The organism is Alkalinema sp. FACHB-956 (assembly GCF_014697025.1).
GTDB lineage: Bacteria > Cyanobacteriota > Cyanobacteriia > Leptolyngbyales > Leptolyngbyaceae > Alkalinema.
Window position 1 is genome coordinate 391855 of the sequence record NZ_JACJRC010000003.1, and the last position, 19146, is coordinate 411000.

The 19146-nt window shown below is 51.0% G+C and carries 19 protein-coding genes and 1 tRNA gene; 6 read left to right on the forward strand and 14 right to left on the reverse strand.

Annotated features, from left to right (window positions below):
• Positions 1-5: 5 nt before the first annotated feature.
• From H6G21_RS06780 to H6G21_RS06790, 3 genes are all read right to left on the reverse strand, one after another.
• Complete coding sequence (locus tag H6G21_RS06780; protein ID WP_190571858.1) at positions 6-1463, reverse strand: DUF3131 domain-containing protein; 1458 nt, start codon at positions 1461-1463, stop codon at positions 6-8.
• Between the two features lie 256 nt (positions 1464-1719).
• On the reverse strand, positions 1720-3042 hold the full coding sequence (locus H6G21_RS06785; protein ID WP_190571859.1) for a hypothetical protein: 1323 nt from the start codon (positions 3040-3042) through the stop codon (positions 1720-1722).
• Positions 3043-3662: 620 nt separating this feature from the next.
• A tRNA-Pro gene (locus H6G21_RS06790) sits at positions 3663-3736 on the reverse strand.
• Between the two features lie 217 nt (positions 3737-3953).
• Between H6G21_RS06790 and lipA the strand changes: the two genes are divergently transcribed.
• Positions 3954-4865 (forward strand): lipoyl synthase, encoded by a 912-nt coding sequence (gene lipA / locus H6G21_RS06795; RefSeq protein WP_347277991.1) that lies wholly within the window; start codon positions 3954-3956, stop codon positions 4863-4865.
• A 57-nt stretch (positions 4866-4922) separates the two neighbouring features.
• Positions 4923-5852 (forward strand): NAD(P)H-dependent glycerol-3-phosphate dehydrogenase, encoded by a 930-nt coding sequence (locus H6G21_RS06800; RefSeq protein WP_190571863.1) that lies wholly within the window; start codon positions 4923-4925, stop codon positions 5850-5852.
• Between the two features lie 51 nt (positions 5853-5903).
• Here the strand turns inward: H6G21_RS06800 and H6G21_RS25630 are convergent, their stop codons facing one another.
• Positions 5904-6476, reverse strand: coding sequence for an SH3 domain-containing protein (locus H6G21_RS25630; RefSeq protein WP_190571865.1), 573 nt, complete (start codon positions 6474-6476; stop codon positions 5904-5906).
• Positions 6477-6643: 167 nt separating this feature from the next.
• Here H6G21_RS25630 and H6G21_RS06810 point away from each other — a divergent pair, with 167 nt between their 5' ends.
• The 3 genes from H6G21_RS06810 to H6G21_RS06820 all read left to right on the forward strand — a co-directional run bounded on the left by H6G21_RS06810 (position 6644) and on the right by H6G21_RS06820 (position 9167).
• Positions 6644-6811, forward strand: a complete 168-nt coding sequence (locus H6G21_RS06810; RefSeq protein WP_190571867.1) for a hypothetical protein — start codon at positions 6644-6646, stop codon at positions 6809-6811.
• A 323-nt stretch (positions 6812-7134) separates the two neighbouring features.
• Positions 7135-8349, forward strand: coding sequence for an RNA polymerase sigma factor SigC (gene sigC / locus H6G21_RS06815; protein WP_190571869.1), 1215 nt, complete (start codon positions 7135-7137; stop codon positions 8347-8349).
• A gap of 356 nt (positions 8350-8705) precedes the next feature.
• Positions 8706-9167 (forward strand): transcriptional repressor, encoded by a 462-nt coding sequence (locus H6G21_RS06820; RefSeq protein ID WP_190571871.1) that lies wholly within the window; start codon positions 8706-8708, stop codon positions 9165-9167.
• Between the two features lie 79 nt (positions 9168-9246).
• Here the strand turns inward: H6G21_RS06820 and H6G21_RS06825 are convergent, their stop codons facing one another.
• The 10 genes from H6G21_RS06825 to H6G21_RS06870 form a co-directional block, all read right to left on the reverse strand.
• On the reverse strand, positions 9247-10548 hold the full coding sequence (locus tag H6G21_RS06825) for a peptidoglycan-binding protein (protein ID WP_190571879.1): 1302 nt from the start codon (positions 10546-10548) through the stop codon (positions 9247-9249).
• 290 nt (positions 10549-10838) lie between these two features.
• Positions 10839-11312: an SH3 domain-containing protein gene (locus tag H6G21_RS06830; RefSeq protein WP_190571881.1), complete on the reverse strand. Its 474-nt coding sequence runs from the start codon at positions 11310-11312 to the stop codon at positions 10839-10841.
• A 161-nt stretch (positions 11313-11473) separates the two neighbouring features.
• On the reverse strand, positions 11474-13000 hold the full coding sequence (locus H6G21_RS06835) for an AAA family ATPase (RefSeq protein ID WP_190571884.1): 1527 nt from the start codon (positions 12998-13000) through the stop codon (positions 11474-11476).
• 153 nt (positions 13001-13153) lie between these two features.
• Positions 13154-13660, reverse strand: a complete 507-nt coding sequence (locus tag H6G21_RS06840) for a YceD family protein (RefSeq protein WP_190571886.1) — start codon at positions 13658-13660, stop codon at positions 13154-13156.
• A gap of 31 nt (positions 13661-13691) precedes the next feature.
• Positions 13692-14195 (reverse strand): R3H domain-containing nucleic acid-binding protein, encoded by a 504-nt coding sequence (locus H6G21_RS06845; protein ID WP_190571888.1) that lies wholly within the window; start codon positions 14193-14195, stop codon positions 13692-13694.
• A gap of 14 nt (positions 14196-14209) precedes the next feature.
• Positions 14210-15358, reverse strand: a complete 1149-nt coding sequence (gene yidC, locus H6G21_RS06850; RefSeq protein ID WP_190571890.1) for a membrane protein insertase YidC — start codon at positions 15356-15358, stop codon at positions 14210-14212.
• Positions 15359-15493: 135 nt separating this feature from the next.
• On the reverse strand, positions 15494-15892 hold the full coding sequence (locus H6G21_RS06855; protein ID WP_190571892.1) for a PH domain-containing protein: 399 nt from the start codon (positions 15890-15892) through the stop codon (positions 15494-15496).
• Complete coding sequence (rnpA, locus tag H6G21_RS06860; protein ID WP_190571894.1) at positions 15882-16265, reverse strand: ribonuclease P protein component; 384 nt, start codon at positions 16263-16265, stop codon at positions 15882-15884. Before rnpA ends, H6G21_RS06855 begins: the two co-directional genes overlap by 11 nt.
• A 57-nt stretch (positions 16266-16322) precedes the next feature.
• Positions 16323-16460 carry a 50S ribosomal protein L34 gene (gene rpmH / locus H6G21_RS06865; protein WP_190571896.1) on the reverse strand — a complete coding sequence of 46 codons (138 nt, stop codon included), beginning with the start codon at positions 16458-16460 and terminating at the stop codon, positions 16323-16325.
• A gap of 95 nt (positions 16461-16555) precedes the next feature.
• Positions 16556-17080 carry a DUF2808 domain-containing protein gene (locus H6G21_RS06870; protein ID WP_190571898.1) on the reverse strand — a complete coding sequence of 175 codons (525 nt, stop codon included), beginning with the start codon at positions 17078-17080 and terminating at the stop codon, positions 16556-16558.
• Positions 17081-17541: 461 nt separating this feature from the next.
• On the opposite strand from H6G21_RS06870, the gene pntA reads away from it, so the two are divergent.
• Positions 17542-19146, forward strand: coding sequence for a Re/Si-specific NAD(P)(+) transhydrogenase subunit alpha (gene pntA, locus H6G21_RS06875; protein ID WP_190571900.1), 1605 nt, complete (start codon positions 17542-17544; stop codon positions 19144-19146).

The following is a 19146-nucleotide window of genomic DNA, read 5'->3' on the forward strand; positions in this document are numbered from 1 at the left end:
AATTGCTAAGGTAAGGGTACCTTTGCCCATTGCAACAGGGGTTGGCCGACTTGTTGGTACAACAAGCTTTCTAAGATAATGCCATTGTTATTGGCGGTTAAAGCTCGGTTAGGACTGTTGAGAGCTTCATAAAAGCCGTTATACCAGCCTTTGTCGGCTTTGAGCCGGGTTTGGACAAACTGGAAGAGCTTTTCGGTATAGGGGGTGTTGTACAACACATGCCAGCCGATCGCCGCTTTGGCACTGAGAAAACGCAAATCGGGTCGTGAGGTGCGGGTATCGGTAATCGTACCCCAAGGTTGGCCATTGACAAAGAGGGTGTTGTAGACAAAGTGGGGGGCCCGATCGAGGTTGTCTTCGGTCACGGCAGTGAGTTGGTTGGTTGCCTGGTAGCGGGCTTCTTGGGCAGCAAGGATGCGATCGGCGTAGGCTTTGGGCAGGGACTGGAACCCCGTTTCAATCCCATCCAAAATATAAGGCTCGCTCAACACATAGTTATTGGCCCCTGATTTGGCGTAATCTCGTTTGTCGTAGGGAACACCTTGGTTGTAGAGATTGACGAAGGCCGTATTCGATCGCGTTTCTAGGGCTTTTTCAACGTTGAGTCCCCAGAGCTTTAAGCCAAAGGCTGCATAGTTTTCGTAGCCCAAACGTCCCTCTTGGTGGTACTGCTCTTTGCCGTTGATGACACTGGTACCAAACATTTGGCCCTGTTTAGTTAGCCGTTGAACATTCCAGTGGTTACGAATGGCCGCCACTTGGGGCTGGAACTTGGGATAGCGTGACCCGACAATTTGCAGCCAAATGACCATACGACCGAGGTCGATCGCCGACCAGCCAATTTCTTCTACCTGATCTAACTTGCCGTAGTTAACCGGGATCAGTGTTTTGGCGTTGTAGACTTTGTTGGGGAGTTCTTTGCGGTGGAGGGGAAGCTTGGCCAGGGTTTTCAACATACGATCGAGTTTTTGCTCGAATTCTGACGTTGCAATAATCCCTAATTCCTTAGCACTGACCAGGGCTGCCAAGGCTGCCGCCTGATCCCACAGGGTCACGGAAGCAAAGTTATTCACAGAATTGACTAACCCGGTTTCCTCATTCCAGTTATTGCGGAAATATTCCCAGGCATGGCGCGCGATCGCCTGTTCGATCGGGGTTAATGGCTGGGCGGACACCGATGCAGCGGGCCGCTTGACGGGAACCTGTTGAGATGGCGGAACCGGGATTCCTTCCCACTGAACAGATTGAGCGTCTAATTGGGCCAAACGTTTCCCATGGGCATTGAACATATCAGAAGGCTGACCATCTAAGGATTCGGTTGTATCCCGTTTGACCATATTTGGATTGGGAAACTTAGTGGCCAGGGTTTCAACGCCAAAAATCAACGCGATCGCCGTTGCAATTCCACTGACAATTGTAAATGCGACCCTTCCCCGAGGAGGTGGTTCAAAATCTGAATTCATAGCTTTGTCGATCAATATTCAAAAATCATGAGCAAGTTTCCAAGAATCAATTAGACAAAACGTTTACCACTCTTAGCTATAGGATGCCCAAATCATGCAGGAATCAAAACCCCTCAGCATTGAAAGAATATGCCAACCAGACACTTTTCTATCCAACCTTTTCTCGACAAGTCACTGAAGGGAATCGAAAGCTGTAAAGCACTGGCATGAGGGGTTTCATCCAGAAAAGAAATCCCGAAGAACCGAGTGATCATCACTAGAATTTGACACGCAACTGCCCACTCAAAGACTGATTTTGAAAAGGTTCAGTATCGGGACTACGATTTTGGACATTACTCAAGGCATAGCCTAAATCTGCCTCAATTTGTGGACTTAAGATAGCCGTACACCGAGCTTCATAGGTATTTGCATTGGAAAAACTGCCCTTTAGCCGTTGTTCCCCTAACGTCGTAGAAAGTCGGCAGCGTAAAAAATCAAACGGTTTCCCCTCCCAAGCCAATTCTCCGTTGTAAACCAAAAAATCCGGGGGAGAGAAATATCCACTAGTTTCCGCTACATTGTTATTAAAACTCCAGAGAAACACATTGGCCGCGATCGAAAATTGACCAATCCTGTGTTCCAAACGCCCAATCAACTGGTGCTCGGTATTGCCATCACTGTATTGCCCCAAGCGATACATCCCAAAAAACTGGGTGTCTTTCTCAACTTGCCAAAAGAGGCTGGGACTGAGATGAACGGCTGAAATTTGATTTTCCAGGGTGGTGGCATTGAATTTGTAAGGCCCGTAGCTGATCAGCCCAGACAGGGTAGCACTTGGAGAAATGGGCGTTTCAACATTCAGCTTCAGATTAGGCGCGATCGGTAGGCGATCGAAAAAATCCAACCCAACTTCAGGACGGAGCTTCACTGAGTTAATCCGAGTTTCCCACCCAACTCTCAAAGGCACATTAATCAGTGTGTCTCGATCGGACTCTTTGAAGAGATTGACCCCGGTTGTTAAGTTCAGGAGATCGCCATTGGGCAGTTTGAACTGTGGTGTGGTTTCCAGAAAAAGGTTTTCTTGGCCAAAGTTATCGCGATCGCGCCGAAAATTCGTCGTGAGACTTTCAGGCACGATCGCAGCATTCTTGGGAGAACTGGGCTGCGAGACTGAACCTCCAGGACTGTTTGGAGAGACAGCAGGCGAAGCAATAGAACCACTGGATTGATTGGATGAGCTAACAGCAGAATGGGTACTGGCAGAAGGACTCAGCCCATTGTTGGAAGAACGAACAGGCTTAGGTGGGAGCGAAACGGGTTTGGGAGGATCAAGATGTAATTGAGGATTGAAATTATCGGCCCCCGAGGCAATCCGTTTTACAGATCCCCCTAAATCAACCAAGCCCTCAGACAAGTGCTCCATCGTGCCGTCATGGGATGAGATCGGCGAATCTATTGTGAGCAATTCTGATACACCATAGCGTGGTCGATCGGTTGATGTAGATGTCAGAGACTTTGCATCGGCTTGTCGTGCTAAAAAAGCGATCGGAACGGCAACATTAATAACGATCGACAACAAGATCGGGAATGACTTTCCCATGGAAAATATAAACAGAAAACAATAGGGATTAGCACCTGGTTGGTTCACGTCTGACAATACCTAATGATCCAGTGACTTTCCTAGTCCTAACTTTTCTAGTCTTAGTAAATTAAAAATATTCTCGTGCTCAAGATTCTCGTGCTCAAGTGAGCTAGCAAGCCTAATTTAGCCGGGTGCCTAAAGAACTGCCCATCCTTCGGCAAGCCAATTCCATCTCCACCAATGGGAATCGGAATTCACAACCTCTCTCCCAACAAGGGAAAGGAATTGCGGGTGAGGGCACAATATCGAAACCTCACGAGTTATAAAGGACTGCCATAGCAATATAAATTAACTTTAACTAGCGTTGAGATCCAACCTAGTGATCTGAAACACACAATACATACATAGCCGTAACATACATAGCCATAACATACATAGCCGTATAGGTAGCCGTCTTTCAATGTAGCCACTTTACGTATAGCCACACATCATAACCACTCCACCAACACAGCACTGAAGACAATAGAAAGCACTGAAGAAGAAAGCACTGAAGACAACAGCTATGCCATTAACAGACATGAGGATGGCCACAAACGCGACCATCCTCAACCGTGTGCGAAATACATCTCAAAGATCAATCGGGATGACAGGATTTGAACCTGCGACCCCTTCGTCCCGAACGAAGTGCGCTACCAAGCTGCGCTACATCCCGATGTGGCACATTTACTTCAGCATTAGCTACTGAACACAAACATGCGAACTCATATACAGTAGCACAAAACTAGTCAAATCTTGAAGATATTTTTTGGTAAGCACGATCGGCCATTGACCGCAATCGTTGGGCAGCATTTCACCTCGATCGTTAGGGACGGAAACAGGGGGAACTCTCAACTCACTGCTAAGATGGGGAATGCAAAAGCGTTGAGAAAATTGCCGTGGTGGTTAAGCCTGATTGGTTGCGAGTCAAAGCCCCCCAATGGGAGCGGGTGGGCGCAGTCAAAGAAACCCTCCGAGATTTGGGGCTGAATACGGTTTGCGAAGAAGCCTCCTGTCCCAATATTGGTGAGTGTTTCAACAACGGCACAGCCACGTTCTTGATTATGGGGCCGGCCTGCACCCGCGCCTGCCCTTACTGTGACATCGATTTTGAGAAAAAGCCTCAGCCCTTGGATCCATTAGAGCCCTTGAATCTCGCGGAAGCCGTGCGCCGGATGGGGTTGAACCATGTAGTCATCACATCGGTGAATCGGGATGATTTACCCGACGGGGGCGCAGCGCAATTTGTTCGCTGTATTCAGGAAGTCCGAAAAGTTTCACCGGGAACCACGATCGAAGTGCTGATTCCTGACCTGTGTGGCAACTGGGATGCACTAGCAACGATTCTTGCTGCAGCTCCAGAAGTGCTGAATCATAATACGGAAACAGTACCTCGCCTCTACCGCCGCACCCGCCCGCAAGGAGATTACGCCCGATCGCTGGAACTGTTGCATCGGTGCCGAGAGATCGCCCCTTGGGTGTATACCAAATCTGGCATCATGGCGGGCCTGGGCGAAACCGATGAGGAAGTGCGCCAGGTCATGCAGGATCTACGATCGGTCGATTGCGACATTTTAACGATCGGGCAGTACCTCCAACCCACCCAGAAGCATTTGGGCGTACAAGCCTTCGTCACTCCAGAACAATTTGAAGCGTGGCGGGTGTATGGGGAATCCTTGGGATTTTTGCAAGTTGTGTCGTCACCACTGACTCGCAGTTCCTACCACGCTGAGCAAGTTCGGGCACTGATGGAACGCTATCCCCGTAGCCAATCCCAGGGTCAACCCCAGGCAACCCAGGTCTAGCCAACCGTTATAGACAGAATCTATAGACATCATCAGCTCAGGGATGGGGGAATTGCGTTGAAGATTACGATCGTGGGAGCGGGAGCCTGGGGAACCACCTTAGCAACCTTGGCTCGGGAGAATGGCCATGAGGTTATCCTTTGGTCGCGAAGCAGTGCAACGAGTTTACAAGCTGCAATCGCGGGTTCGCAGGCGATTGTTTCAGCAATTTCCATGAAAGGAGTCCGATCGATCGTGCAGCAATTGCAAACGATCGGGCTGGGGACGGAAACGATCCTGGTTTCAGCCACCAAAGGACTCGATCCCAACTCGGGGACTGCCACCGCTTTACCCAAACTGCCCTCACAACTTTGGCAAGCGGCCTTTCCTGACAATCCCGTCGTGGTTCTGTCAGGGCCCAACTTATCTAAGGAAATTCAGCAGGGATTACCCGCAGCCACGGTAGTTGCCAGCGATCGGCCAGCGGCAGCCACCCAAGTCCAAACGCTCTTTTCCTCACCTCGATTTCGCGTCTACACCAACGATGATCCCCTGGGGGTAGAACTGGGTGGCGCATTGAAAAACGTCATGGCGATCGCCGTAGGCACCTGTGATGGCTTGAATTTAGGCACCAATGCTAAGTCGGGGCTGATTACACGAGGGCTAGCAGAAATGATCCGTATCGGTGTTCACTGGGGGGCTAAGGCAGATACGTTCTATGGCCTCTCTGGGATGGGGGATTTGATGGCGACCTGTAGTAGTGTCCTCAGCCGCAACTATCAAGTGGGCTATGGGTTGGCCCAGGGGCAAACACTGACGGAGATTCTGGCCCACCTAGAGGGCACCGCAGAAGGTGTTAACACCACCCAGGTTTTGTTACAAGTGGCCCAACACCAGGGAATTGAGTTACCGATCGCAGAGCAGGTTTACGGTTTGATTCAAGGACAAATCACGCCCCAGGAAGCGATCGCGGCGCTCATGTCGCGGGTCAGTAAACCGGAGCGTTAGTTTTGAATCTAGAGCATTCTGAATCTGGAGCATTTTAATGGCTCACCTCCGTTAGCAGCCCTCTCCCCAAACAATCAACAGATCGCCCCGCACCCAGCCCTTGGCTCCAGAGGGAAATTCTACATAGTGCCAGGTGTAGCCGTTATCGCCTTGCAAATCACGAATGACCTTCACGATATCTCCCGACAGGCCATAGTGCACAACCCGTCCGGCGGTACTGGGAGCCGATCGCAGGTTGATGCGATCGTTCGGTTCACTGCTGCTGAGAGCACCGTACTGATCAGAGCTGTCAGAAAATTGGACAAAATCACTGCGAATCCATCCTTCTTTAGCCGTAGTCGCAAAGCGGACATAGTACCACAGCTCGGTGCCTTCGTTGAAAAACCGTTGCCGCAGAACTTCCACCCGATTACCGATATAGCCGGATCCGACCACTTTTGCTGTAATGGTGGGGTTAGCACGCAGATTGATCCGGGCATTGGCATCCTGGGCAGTTAATGTAGCGGGCTTAGCCCAACTGGGCAGGGAGATCAGGAAAGATCCGGCGATCGCCACCAAAGTCGTTAAGCCAACCGAGAGACAGGGTTTCAACCCAATGGGGCTGTAGGGGGTCATGCGTTGCATAGCAAAGCTCCAAAAAAGGTGTGCGTTGTAGGAAGACTGTTGGAGCAAAGTCTCTAAGACAGATGCTCCGTTGACCGTCTGAAGGGAGAGACGATCGCTGACACACCCTAGATAACGCTATCTACCGCGTCATATGCACAATTTCCAGAGTTTCACCAACGGCTTAGATGCTCACCAGCACCATTAGCAACATTGACAAGATTGGCAACATTGACAACATTGACAGCATCGGCACAACGAAATTGACAGCATTGGCACAACGGATCTGCCACGGATCTGCCACGGATCTGCATAAGTTGTTCTGTTTTCAGGAACCCTGGATGTATCCGGTGTAGTCACCACCATCAGTAACGATTCGGAATCTTGACACAAAGTAATACGGATGTCCTGGATTCATTCCATCTAGACGCCCAAGATTCAGAAAATGTCCCGATTTCGGCAGAGGTTACTGGAGTGATAGATCAGCGTGCATTGCTTATAAAAACTCATTTTTGGCTCCTATTGCTAGCAGAAAAATGAATGATCCGCAAGAGGTTGTTTGTATAACCCTCGATCGCGGGAATACTAGCCAATAAGGCGATCCAAAGCCCTTGTAGAGACGGTCCCTGAGTTTTTTCTGCCCCTTTTGCCGCCCATGCGGACTACGAGAACCTCTCCTATGGATGACTTTTCTTTGTTTACTCAGAATTTTGAAACGCCGATTCCTGAGGGTAATTTTGAACCCACAATGGATGATCTCCAGGACATTGACCTTGAAGTTGCTGAAGAGTTAAGTCTGGGTAAATCGGCGCGGCGAACGACCGATCTAGTTCGGATGTATCTCCAAGAAATTGGTCGAGTTCGTCTGCTGGGGCGAGATGAGGAAGTCTCAGAGGCGCAGAAGGTGCAGCGCTATATGGCGTTGTTGGAACAGCGAGATGCGGCAGCAGCAGACCATCCCCCCATTCAGCGCTACGTCCATCTGATGGACGCCCGCGATCGCTTAACGTCTATCTTGGGCCATCGGCCTTCCCTGGAACGTTGGGCAACGGAAGCAAGCGTCACGGTAGCGGATCTCAAACCCATTTTGGCGGAAGGGAAACAGGCTTGGGCGCAGGTAGTGGGCTTGGCATTGGAGGAACTCGAAGCGATTCAGCGGGAAGGGCTTCAAGCCAAAGAACATATGATCAAAGCTAATTTACGTTTGGTCGTATCCGTCGCAAAGAAATATCAAAATCGAGGGTTGGAGCTCCTGGATCTCATTCAAGAAGGCACCTTAGGGTTAGAACGGGCCGTCGAAAAGTTCGATCCCACCAAGGGCTATCGGTTTAGTACCTATGCCTACTGGTGGATTCGCCAAGGGATTACCCGAGCGATCGCCACCCAGAGCCGGACCATTCGTCTCCCGGTGCACATCACCGAAAAACTGAACAAGATTAAAAAAGCTCAACGCAAAATTGCGCAAGAAAAAGGTCGTACTGCCACGATCGAAGATATCGCCAAGGAACTGGAAATGACCGTGCCACAGGTGCGGGAAGTCTTGCTCAAGGTGCCCCGATCGGTTTCGCTAGAAACCAAAGTGGGCAAGGAGAAAGACACAGAGCTGGGGGATTTACTGGAAACGGAAGATCTATCCCCAGAAGAACTGCTCATGCGGGAATCTCTGCGCCGGGATTTGTTGAATCTCATGTCGGATTTAACCAGCCGGGAGCGCGATGTGATTCAAATGCGTTTTGGTCTGGACAGTGGACAGCCCTACTCGCTGGCAGAAATTGGTCGAGCTTTGGATCTCTCGCGGGAACGGGTTCGCCAAATCGAAGCGAAAGCCCTACAGAAATTGCGCCAACCCAAACGCCGTAACCGTGTCCGGGACTATCTGGAAGCTCTGGGATAACCCAATGGTTATACGAGGTTGAGGGTTTCTCATCTTGGGCACAAACATAGTTTCCCAACCTGTCTCGCCTGGATCCCACGGGGTTCAGGCGTTTATCTATTAATATCTATTAACTGCTCTGCCTCAACTGTTCTGCCTCAACTGGGATCACTCGACAGATGATAGATAAAGCAGTATGTATTCATGGCTATTCATAGAAAAATACATATTCACAACAAAATACGTCATCCATAACTACGTCATCCATAACAAAGGTTTAAGCACTCTTGCAGACAATTCTCAATAGACTAGCTTTCTTGCAACTGAGCTAGAATACAATTATCCTAATTCTCAATAGAGATGAGTTTGTTGCAAGTATGAATGCCCCAGCCTACACAGCATCTTCTCTCAAAGCCGAGCTGAATGAGCGCGGCTGGCGAATGACTGCCCAGCGAGAAACCATTCTGCAAGTGTTTCAAAACTTAGAGCGAGGCAAGCACTTAAGTGCTGAAGATCTTTATCATTTACTGAAAGGGCAAGGCGAGGGGATCAGCCTTTCAACGGTCTATCGCACCTTAAAGATGATGGCTCGTATGGGCATTTTACGAGAGCTAGAGTTGGCAGAAGGGCACAAACACTACGAGCTGAACCAGCCCCATCCCCACCATCATCACCATCTCCTCTGTGTGCGATGCAATAAAACGATCGAATTTAAGACTGAATCAGTCCTGAAAACTGGAATGAAGGTTGCACAAAAAGAGGGCTACCACCTATTGGATTGCCAATTAACGATCCATGCGGTATGCCCTACTTGCCAACGATCGCTGATGCCCGTTTAAGGTCGATCTATTATGCCGATTTAGGCAAATTTCCACGGATTTAAGACAATTGATTACAGTTAGCCTGCTGACAGTTGGTCTACTGATAGTCAACCCGTGCATCTAAACCATAGGCCCGCAAAAGCTGGGACTGGCGATCGGCCTCCGATCGTTGGGTAAAGGTGCCTGCTTGAATGTACGCCCCCTTCCGATTGTTCTTAACCGGCGAAGCGTTATTCCAAATTTGCCGCACTTGGGACAGGGTCGTCCCACTCTGAATCGGAATGACCACAATATAACGACGGGGTTGTTGTTTAGCAGCTGTTGGTGCAGGCTGGGTTCTGACAACCTGAGTTTTGGGGGACTGAACTGGGAACAATGGTCGATTCAGTGGGGTGCGAGAGGAGGATGTGGTGAAATCGCCCTGCGTAAAGGGAGAGTTAGCGGCCTTAAATGGCTGAGCTGGTTGCGAGGGTTGTACTGATTGTGAAGGCTGCAAATTAACGATGGCTAAGGCTTCTAGGGTTTGAGCATCTGCAATGCCAGTGACCGGCAACCCCTGGGTACGCTGAAAATCCGCAACTGCGGTTTGCGTAATATCGCCGTAATACGCCGTCACTTGACTTTGAAACCAGCCCAATGCCTTCAAGCGCTGCTGTAATTCACCAACGGCCTTATTTTGATCTCCCTTCGCCAGTTGGATGTAGGTGGGTTGGGCTGCTGGGGCACGATCGATCGGCTGGGTCGCTTGCTGGCCAAGGGCTGCAACTAAAGCCGCTTGTTCCTTAGAACCGACCATGCCATCCTCTGGCAGGCTGACCGTTCGTTGTAATTGTTGGACTGCCGCTTGGGTTTGGGGCCCAAAAATTCCGTCAATGCTACCCGAATAAAAGCCTAGCTGAGCCAGTTGTTGCTGGAGGGTCGTGACCGCTTCATTGCGATCGCCAATTTGTAACCGAGCTTCAGCTTGGGGCGGGGTGGATTGAGGGCGGTTCTGCGTCGTCAGGGCATTCGTAGCAACGGGAGGCTGTGGTTCGATTACCGCACCGCCCAGCACAGCTAACGTTTGTGGCCCAGCAACACCGTCGGGATCTAAGCCATACTGCGTTTGGCAGCGAATCACACCAGCCTCAGTCAAGTCTCCAAAGTAGCCCGAAATGGGGCCGTCATAGCACTGAGCTGACGTGAGACGATTTTGCAAATCGGTTACGGCGTCACCCTCATCTCCTTTTTGCAGTGCAACCGCTGCATTGCCAAGGGCGAGAATCACCATCCCGATCATGAGACCTAGCAATCGAGCACAGGCCAATCCACTGAGGGACGCTTTGAGCAGTGAGCGAAGGGTAATGAATAGATCAGCCAGAATATTTCGCAGCAGAGAGATTGATGTTGAGGGGGCCATGGGAATCACTCCAGATCAGTGCGCCAACCAGATTCCGTGAACTAACCAAATCCGTGAACTAACCAGATCAGTACACTACGACAAATTCAGTGGGTTATCAGTCCGTTAAGTTCAATGCATTATCAGTGCATTACAAAGAGCATCGCACCAAGGAGACTAGGTCACGGCTCGAATAGATTCTCTTTTCGGTATATTAACTGATCTCGCTCACCGATTTAGTGGGCTGAAAAATGATCTGGTGGGCTGAAACATTTAGCTTCCAAAGGAGCCAGAAAATTCTTGCACCTTAATCATTGCACCTTATCGATGTTGCCGCCTTTAACCCAGCCCTCCCGATCGCTATTGAGCAATCGGACTTTTTGCCAGTTGCCATCCGGTGAACTTTCTAAAACAACCACCTTTTCATTGAAACTGATTCCTCCTACGGGTGCACCATCCAAACTGGCCGATTGCCGTAATACTAGGCCGATCGGCTGAATTACCTTCCCCTCAAAGGCTCCAGGAGGCAGCGGTTTTTCCGACTTACTTTCTGGATTGCTGGGTTCGGATTTATTTTTATCGGAGGTGGGAGAATTACTGGGGTTCGGTTTAGCGCTGGCCTTGACTTGGCTTTTACGATAGTTGGGATCATCGTTTGGGAAGGTAGGCCGTTCTGGTAGTTTGGTGAATTGGGTAATTAGGTAATTGGCCGCAAAGTAGCCGCCCACAGCCAAAATTCCGATAGCAACAAAGATTCCGACAAAGGTTTTGGCCAACCAACGCATACTTCCCCAATCCTGCACTTCAATTTCGGCGTCATCTCAATTCCAGTCCAGTAGGATCTCAGCACCTACGTACAATCCCATTCGTGCGATCCCATCCAAGCGATCCCATTCGTGCAATCTTACGATGGACGATCGTCCCGTCCAGTATAGGAGAAGAAGCCTCAATCGGGTTGTTGAAGTTGTTGCTGGATCCGATTACTCAACGCACTATGGCGTGAGGCGAGACGGGCCTTACCCGCGGCAGCCCAATCTTGCAGAAATTGAATTTGCTCTCGGGCCGTTCTGGCGAGGGGAACGATTTGGCTGGCAGATTCCAGAATATCGTCGGTGGTGAAGTCGCGATTCTGGCTGAACCCCAAATGCATGGCTTCGATCAGGGTTTGCTCAATTTCAGCTCCAGAAAAGTCGGGGGTTTCGTAGGCCAAGCGATCGAGGTCATAATCCGGCAATTTCTGAGGCCGTAACCGGGATAAATGCACTTCAAAAATGGCGCGACGTTCCTCTTGGCTGGGCAGACCGACAAAGAAAATTTCATCAAAGCGACCCTTGCGCAACATTTCGGGCGGGAGCGCTTGGATATTGTTAGCCGTCGCCACCACAAAAACGGGGGACGTTTTTTCTGCCATCCAAGTAATAAATGTCCCAAACACGCGGCTACTGGTACCGGAATCGCCCCGTCCATCAGCCCCGGCAAAGGCCTTATCCACTTCATCAATCCACAGGACGCAGGGAGCTAGGGCCTCTGCCAGTTGGATCATTTGGCGGGTACGGGATTCTGATTCCCCGACTAGGCCGCCGAATAGGCGACCCACATCAAGGCGCAGTAACGGAAGTCGCCAATGGTGGGCGATCGCTTTGGCAGTGAGGGATTTGCCAGTGCCTTGAACCCCGACCAGCATCAAGCCTTTGGGGTGGGGTAAGCCATACTGTCTGGCCCGATCGGAGAAAGCCCCACCCCGCCGCAAAAGCCAGTCCTTGAGGTTATCCAGTCCGCCGATATCGGTGATTTTTTCAGTGGCAGGATAGAAGTCCAAAATCTGGGTTTGGCGGATGGTTTGCCGTTTTTCCTCCAGCACTAGATCGACATCCTCCGGCTGGAGTTGACCGTTATGTAGCACGATCGCCCGACCTAACACCCGCCGAATGCGTTCGATCGATAACCCTTGGCAAGCCCGCACCAGACTATCCATCAACTCCCCACTGGGACTGGCACCCAGAGGAGCTAAAAGTTGGTCGATCGCCGATCGAATCTCTTGAGCGTTCGGTAGGGGAAACTCAAGAACCGTTAAAACATCACTGAGTTCTTCTGGGATGGCCAGATTGGACGCCAAAATCACCAGATTTTTAGGCTGGGCTTTCAGCAAGCGAGAAAGGTTGCGCAGTTTACGGGAGACGGAAATATCCTCTAGGAAGCGTTGGAAATCCCGCAAAATAAAAATCGCTGGAGCCGCAGCGGGTAATTTTTCAACGAACTCTAAAGCTTGCAGAGGATTACGTTTGCCAAACCCTGCATCATTGGGATTCCCTTGGTAGCCATCCACAAAGTCCCAAGTATAGACGGCTCTGCCTTCACGGGATTTTGCACAGTCCGCGATCGTCGTTTCTACCCGTTCTTCTTCACGGGTCGGAATGTAGAGAATCGGATAGCGGGCTCGCAGCAGCAGGTTGAACTCGTCACTAAAATTCATAGCGCAGCATTAAATGGAAGGCTCAATGTTCCATTCTCAAGGGCAGCTTCTGAATTTGGCAACTGATTCACCCGCAGAACCCCAAAAGTTCCTCCAAGCCAGGAATGGTCGGCTGATCAAGATCTCGATCGAGATTTCGAGAAGCACTTTGAGCTAATTGGGTAACTGACCGCGCAGGGCTTCTAGGGCAGACCAGCGAGCATCGGGTTGCTCCGTCTGGTTAGCAGCTAGGGGAATACCGCCACAGTCTGCACTACACAGCTTACGCTGGGGCAGTTCTAAACACAGCTGTTCATATACCCAGTTGCCTACATCAAAATATCCATCCTTAGGTAGGGTCTCTACCATTTCCTCAATGATGAGATCCTCATCCAGCGGAATATCCTCCGGATCGATCGCAGCCTCCCCATCGGTTAGCCAGAGAAATTCCGTTGTCTCCACCGAGAGGCGATGATTGTACTGTTGCAGACAGCGATCGCAGCAGAGGGTAATAATGGTATCTGCTTGCACAGAGGCTTCTAAAAAATTGCCCTTATGGGTGACGCGTACAGCCCCTTGAACTGGAGTCAGGGTTTCTAAATCGGGCATCAATTCTTTGAATTCAACGGTCTCTGAACCATCCTTCAACTTGGTGAGGCGAGGAATATAGATTGGTTCCATCGAAATAACCTCCGCAATGCATCTGATGCAATCACTCTGCCGCTGTTGTTTTGAGGCGGACAACAAGACGGCGATCGGGCTCTTGCCCACGACTAAAATTCTCTAATTCTTCGTAATGCTTCAGTAATCCATGGACTTCTCGACGTTCAGCGGAAGACAAGGACTTGATCTCAAAATCTTGACCTGTTTCGCGAACTGCTGCCACGGCTTCCTCCACAATCACTCGGAGTTGTTGGCTACGCTGTTTTCGGTAACCCTCTAGCTCCAATATGTATGCGCCTTGGGCGTCTTCTGATTGACCAATATTGAGGGTGGCATTGGCTAAGTACTGGAGAGAATCTAAGACTTGGCCACGCTCACCCACAAGTGCAGTTTTCTGTTCAGGAGACAGGTGATCAGCGACGATCGTTAGCCAACAGTTATGTTCATCATCGGTTTGCACCATCTCAGAAACAACAGACGCATCCAAAGTTGCCAGCTTCAAAATTTGCGCTAGCCACTGCTGACCCCGTTCCTGAGATGGATGATTACCCATGATTTACGCCTGATTTACGCCTTCTTTTTCTTCTGACCCGGTTCAAACGGGATAGCACTGACGTCCACTGTCGCAGTGGCGGCACTCTTACCAGAACCCTCTGCATCCACTAGCTTTTGCAGGTTTTCCGGCAGCGGCTCCCGTGACAGGATGAACGTTTGCAGGGTTTGGAAGATGTTAGCAATCAGCATGTACATCAACACCCCTGCTGGCAGCGGGAAGAACAAAAACATCCCCGAGAAAAGCACCGGCGTAATCTTGTTTACCGTATCCTGCTGGGAATTCCCGGTGGAACCTTGGCCGGATAGCAGTTGGTTCACATACAGGCTAACCCCAAAGAACAGGACCATCCCGACAATATCCCAGTGAATGGTTCCATCGGGATCGACCGCACCAACCCGTCCCAAGGCATCAATGAACAGGAAGCCCTTATCGGCGGCCAGTCCAGGAATGAACGCCTGAACCGTTGCTTCACCGGGTTGAGTAGCTTGGATTGTTCCGTCTTCGTTGATGACAACCCGTTCGCTACCGGTTAACACCTTGTAGCGGGGGGTTAGGTTGGTATCGGGATATTCCGCAGCTAGGGCGGAGAAGGGCTTGCCTTCAGGGGTCTGGAACTCCACTTGCACTTTGTCGCCCACCCCAACCTTATTGCCACCGGGCAGAAGCGCCTGTACCGGGGAATGCAGTCCATCAGCTAAGTAGATGTTGTGGGTTTCCGTGCTAAAAGCCTGGGGTTGAACCAAGGCAGCCTGTTCCGGTGGCAAGATTTGCAACTTGATGTTGTAGGGCACATCGGAAAAGGGCGATCCCCGCAGGGTCGCGAACAGGGCAAACAGCACTGGCATCTGAACCAGCAGGGGGAAACAGCCTGCTAGAGGGTTACCAAATTCTTTGTAGAGGGCACTAACCTCTTCCTGCTGTTTAACCGGATCGTTCTTGTACCGTTCCTGCACTTCCTTCATGCGTTTTTGCATGACGGGTTGGGCAACGCGCATCCGGCGCATGTTTCGGATCGAACCTGCACTGAGGGGATACAACGCAAAACGCACAACCAAGGTCAGTGCCACGATCGCGAGACCATAGCTAGGCACGATCCCGTAGAAGAAATCTAGGATCGGCAGCATGACGTTATTTGAAAGAAAACCGATACCGAAATCCATGCGCCTTCGAGTCGATTGATAAGTTGTTGAAGAATAAAACTGGCCCTCATGCAAGCCCCAGTCTGTAGAGGCTTGAACAGACCAAGTTCCAGTGTAGCCTGTCTTGCCACACTGGATAAATTCAGAATTTTAGAACTAGCGCTGTGAAGTCTTGGTCTTATTGGTTGTGCTAGCTTTGGCGGTGATCCGTTCGTTGATATAGGCTTCTACCTCACGGAATTTTGGCATCGCTTTCATTTCCAAGCGGCTGCCATCCTTGAGTACCAGAACCATATCTCCCCAAATGCCTAAGCCTCGGGGAACGGAAATCACACGATCGATTTCTGAATAGACCGCATCGGCGCGATCCTGCCCCCGCCAACCGCCCGTAATGCTAACGCGACGATCGGTAATGCGGTAGCGCAACCACAGGGCACGAACCACAGCCCCGATCGTGAGGGGAAGACAGACAATTGTGAACGCCAGCAACCCATTGAGGATTAGATCTCCCCGGTGGGGGCCACCTTCGTAGTAAACCTCTTCTTTAACTGCCATGCAGTACCTCGGCTTCGACCAATAACTGCTCTAATTCTTGCAGAAACTTCCAGTAATCGCATTCCACCGCTTGAGCGCGGACAACTACCACAAGCTTCCACCCGGTGGTCATCCGAGGTAAAAACTGACGCAGGGCAGCCTTAATCCGGCGCTTAATTCGGTTGCGAACCACAGCATGTTTGCTGACTTTCTTGCTAATTGAAATGCCAATCTGAAGCGGCAAGACTTTCGGATCTTCGGCTTCCGGAGATGGCCTAGGAGATAGCCGAAGGGCAACGAGGTGCAAGCAGCTCGCTCGCCGCCGTTTGCCTCGCTGATAAACCCTATCAAAGTCTTGCCGATGCTTAAGTCGATTGGCTTTAGGCAATGCCAAATGAATAACCTGCCATCGCTGCGATCGAGTTACAGATGTCGTCTCTAGCTAGATAAACTAAGCTGCGGACAGGCGTGCCCGTCCCTTGCGACGACGAGCCTTGATGACGCGACGACCATTGTGCGTTCTCATGCGAACACGGAAACCAGAAACCCGTCTTCTTTTACGGCGAGTGCCCTCGAGTGTGCGCTTCATAAAAAGTATCTCCAGTCTGGGTAGGGTGGTCGTAGGCTATGAAACAAGTCGTAGACCATGAAAAAAGTCACAGTCTACTACTATAGACCCATCCCCTAGCTAATTTCAATGATCCAAGTTCCGATGTCTCGAAGAAGGGACACATCCCCTGGGGTTAGAACTCGGCAGTTGAAGTAGTACATGCCGTTGTTACGGGGATTTTTCACGTTGGACAGCATGATTTCCACACTGCTGCCAGCGGGCACCGGTTCCTGCGGAAAAATCTCAATGAAGAAATTCTCTTCATCCCACTTGACTTCTTGCAGGGCAACTTTTTTGCGGTTCACGTATAGCTCGATATTTTTGGGATCGAACTTGCCATCGAAGTAATCGGGGTAGTCAATCACGAACTGAGCCACTGCCAGTTTCATTTTTTTCTTGTCAATCCGTAGGCGATAGCGATCGAAGGCGCTAGGGTTGCCGCCGAAATCCACCCGTGAGCTCAACTGTTTTTCCGCAGGGACGCCGCTGAAGATAGTCAAGCCTTGGGAGTGGGTGATCACTGGAAGACTCAGGACAGTCAGGGTTGCGATCGTGCCAGCCAAGGCTGTACGGCGCAGAGAAGACTTGGAAAAGCGCATAGGGAATTTACCTAAAACAAAACGGGGAATGGGCTTCAGTTCTGTCCAGCCTCGATCTAGCGGTCACCTGTCAGCCTAGCTTCAGCCTATCAGCGTTACCAGGGATCATCGATCGGAGGCTCATTGTAAGGGCGAGCTGCTAGCAGCCGTGCGATTGAGCTTCTCCATACTGCCATGAAGATTGCAGGGTTTGCAGACCCCCATTCTCTCCTGACGGAGATTGAATCCGTGAAGTTCCAGAATTCTTCTCTGCCCCGCAAAACCATCGGGATTCCCATAACAATTCCTGATCTTTGCGGTTTGGTGAAGTGAGTAATCAGTTCAGAATTGTGTAAACAAATACTTGGATTCTCTACAACAGATTAAGAATCCATCGTAAATCAGGGGATCAATTTACGATCCATTGGGTAATACGAACGCTTCATTTCCATCTACACGTCATGGTGAAGGAAGATTGATACATGGCGATCGCAATTGAGAGAAACACGCTATCACAGGCGTCCCAAGAGCTACTGACCGAAGAAAAACCTCGCTTAAAAATTGGGATCCCCAAGGAAATCCTCGCTGGAGAAGCGCGGGTAGCAGCAACGCCGGACACGGCCAAGACGCTGCAAAAATATGGATTTACAGTCCTGATCCAGACGGGTGCGGGAGAGTTGGCTAATTTTTCTGACGAGACTTACCGTCAGGCTGGGTGCCAAATCATTGAGAGTGCTGAGCAGATCTGGGCCAATGCTGACATTGTTTTGAAAGTCCGTCCTCCTAGTTTGGGAGAAACCCAACTCCTGCGGGAAGACGGCACACTCATTAGTTTCATTTGGGCTAAGCAAAATCCTGATTTGATCGAGGCTCTAGCCCAGCGCCGCGCCACGGTTCTAGCGATGGATGCTGTTCCCCGCATCAGCCGTGCCCAGAAGCTGGATGCCCTCAGTTCCATGGCCAATATCGCCGGATATCGGGCAGTGGTGGAAGCAGCGAACCAGTTTGGTCGCTTCTTTACCGGGCAAATTACCGCAGCGGGCAAAGTTCCCCCTGCCAAGGTATTGGTGATTGGGGCCGGAGTTGCAGGTTTAGCGGCGATCGGTGCTGCCAAGAACCTAGGGGCGATCGTGCGGGCCTTTGACACGCGCCCTGTCGTTAAAGAACAGGTAGAAAGCTTGGGGGCGGAATTCCTGCAAGTTGAACTGGAAGAAGATGGGTCTGGGCAAGGCGGCTACGCCAAGGAAATGAGTCCGGAATTTATCAAGGCCGAGATGGAACTGTTCGCAGCCCAGGCCAAGGACGTAGACATCATCATTACAACGGCGCTAATTCCCGGTAGACCCGCACCCAAGCTCATCCTACGGGAAGCGGTGGAACTGATGAAACCGGGTTCGGTGGTTGTGGATTTGGCGGCGGAGCAGGGGGGTAACTGTGAACTGACCCAGCCCGGTCAAATTTACGACCATAACGGGGTCAAAATCATCGGCTTTACCGATCTGCCCAGCCGCATGGCAGCCCAAGCCAGCCAACTCTACGGCAACAACCTCTGCCATCTGCTGGATGATATGGGCCGCAATGATGGCTACCAGGTGGACTTGGAAGATGAAGTGGTGCGGGGAGCGCTCATGCTGCACCAGGGCGATCGGGTGGAACCGTTGCCCCCCCGTCCAGTTTCCGTTGTGCCCCAGCCGTCACCCGTCACCTCGGCGGCTACGCCTGCGGAAGTGCCCGCTGCCAAGAAGCTGAATCTATCGGGTCTCTGGTTGGCGATCGGGATTGCGGCGTTGGTTGCGATCGGGTTGACCGCTCCGGCCTCGTTCCTCTCCCACTTCACCGTATTTGTGCTGGCTTGCTTTGTGGGTTGGCAGGTGATCTGGAATGTGAAACCCGCGCTGCATACGCCCTTGATGAGTGTGACCAATGCCATCAGCGGCATCATCATCATCGGTGGCATGGTGCAACTGTCTGGGCAATTCTTGCATCCGACAACGCTGCTAGGTGCGATCGCGATCCTGGTGGGGACGATCAATATTTCCGGGGGCTTCCTAGTCACCCAACGCATGCTGAAAATGTTTCAGAAATAA

What these genes read in the sequence shown, in the direction of transcription:
- H6G21_RS25630 (WP_190571865.1), bottom strand. Translation starts at nt 6,476, where the DNA reads ATGCAACGCATGACCCCCTACAGCCCCATTGGGTTGAAACCCTGTCTC.
- H6G21_RS06780 (WP_190571858.1), bottom strand. Translation starts at nt 1,463, where the DNA reads ATGAATTCAGATTTTGAACCACCTCCTCGGGGAAGGGTCGCATTTACA.
- H6G21_RS06820 (WP_190571871.1), top strand. Translation starts at nt 8,706, where the DNA reads ATGAATGCCCCAGCCTACACAGCATCTTCTCTCAAAGCCGAGCTGAAT.
- H6G21_RS06785 (WP_190571859.1), bottom strand. Translation starts at nt 3,042, where the DNA reads ATGGGAAAGTCATTCCCGATCTTGTTGTCGATCGTTATTAATGTTGCC.
- yidC (WP_190571890.1), bottom strand. Translation starts at nt 15,358, where the DNA reads ATGGATTTCGGTATCGGTTTTCTTTCAAATAACGTCATGCTGCCGATC.
- sigC (WP_190571869.1), top strand. Translation starts at nt 7,135, where the DNA reads ATGGATGACTTTTCTTTGTTTACTCAGAATTTTGAAACGCCGATTCCT.
- H6G21_RS06855 (WP_190571892.1), bottom strand. Translation starts at nt 15,892, where the DNA reads ATGGCAGTTAAAGAAGAGGTTTACTACGAAGGTGGCCCCCACCGGGGA.
- H6G21_RS06810 (WP_190571867.1), top strand. Translation starts at nt 6,644, where the DNA reads ATGCTCACCAGCACCATTAGCAACATTGACAAGATTGGCAACATTGAC.
- pntA (WP_190571900.1), top strand. Translation starts at nt 17,542, where the DNA reads ATGGCGATCGCAATTGAGAGAAACACGCTATCACAGGCGTCCCAAGAG.
- rpmH (WP_190571896.1), bottom strand. Translation starts at nt 16,460, where the DNA reads ATGAAGCGCACACTCGAGGGCACTCGCCGTAAAAGAAGACGGGTTTCT.
- H6G21_RS06835 (WP_190571884.1), bottom strand. Translation starts at nt 13,000, where the DNA reads ATGAATTTTAGTGACGAGTTCAACCTGCTGCTGCGAGCCCGCTATCCG.
- H6G21_RS06845 (WP_190571888.1), bottom strand. Translation starts at nt 14,195, where the DNA reads ATGGGTAATCATCCATCTCAGGAACGGGGTCAGCAGTGGCTAGCGCAA.
- H6G21_RS06840 (WP_190571886.1), bottom strand. Translation starts at nt 13,660, where the DNA reads ATGGAACCAATCTATATTCCTCGCCTCACCAAGTTGAAGGATGGTTCA.
- H6G21_RS06830 (WP_190571881.1), bottom strand. Translation starts at nt 11,312, where the DNA reads ATGCGTTGGTTGGCCAAAACCTTTGTCGGAATCTTTGTTGCTATCGGA.
- H6G21_RS06825 (WP_190571879.1), bottom strand. Translation starts at nt 10,548, where the DNA reads ATGGCCCCCTCAACATCAATCTCTCTGCTGCGAAATATTCTGGCTGAT.
- H6G21_RS06870 (WP_190571898.1), bottom strand. Translation starts at nt 17,080, where the DNA reads ATGCGCTTTTCCAAGTCTTCTCTGCGCCGTACAGCCTTGGCTGGCACG.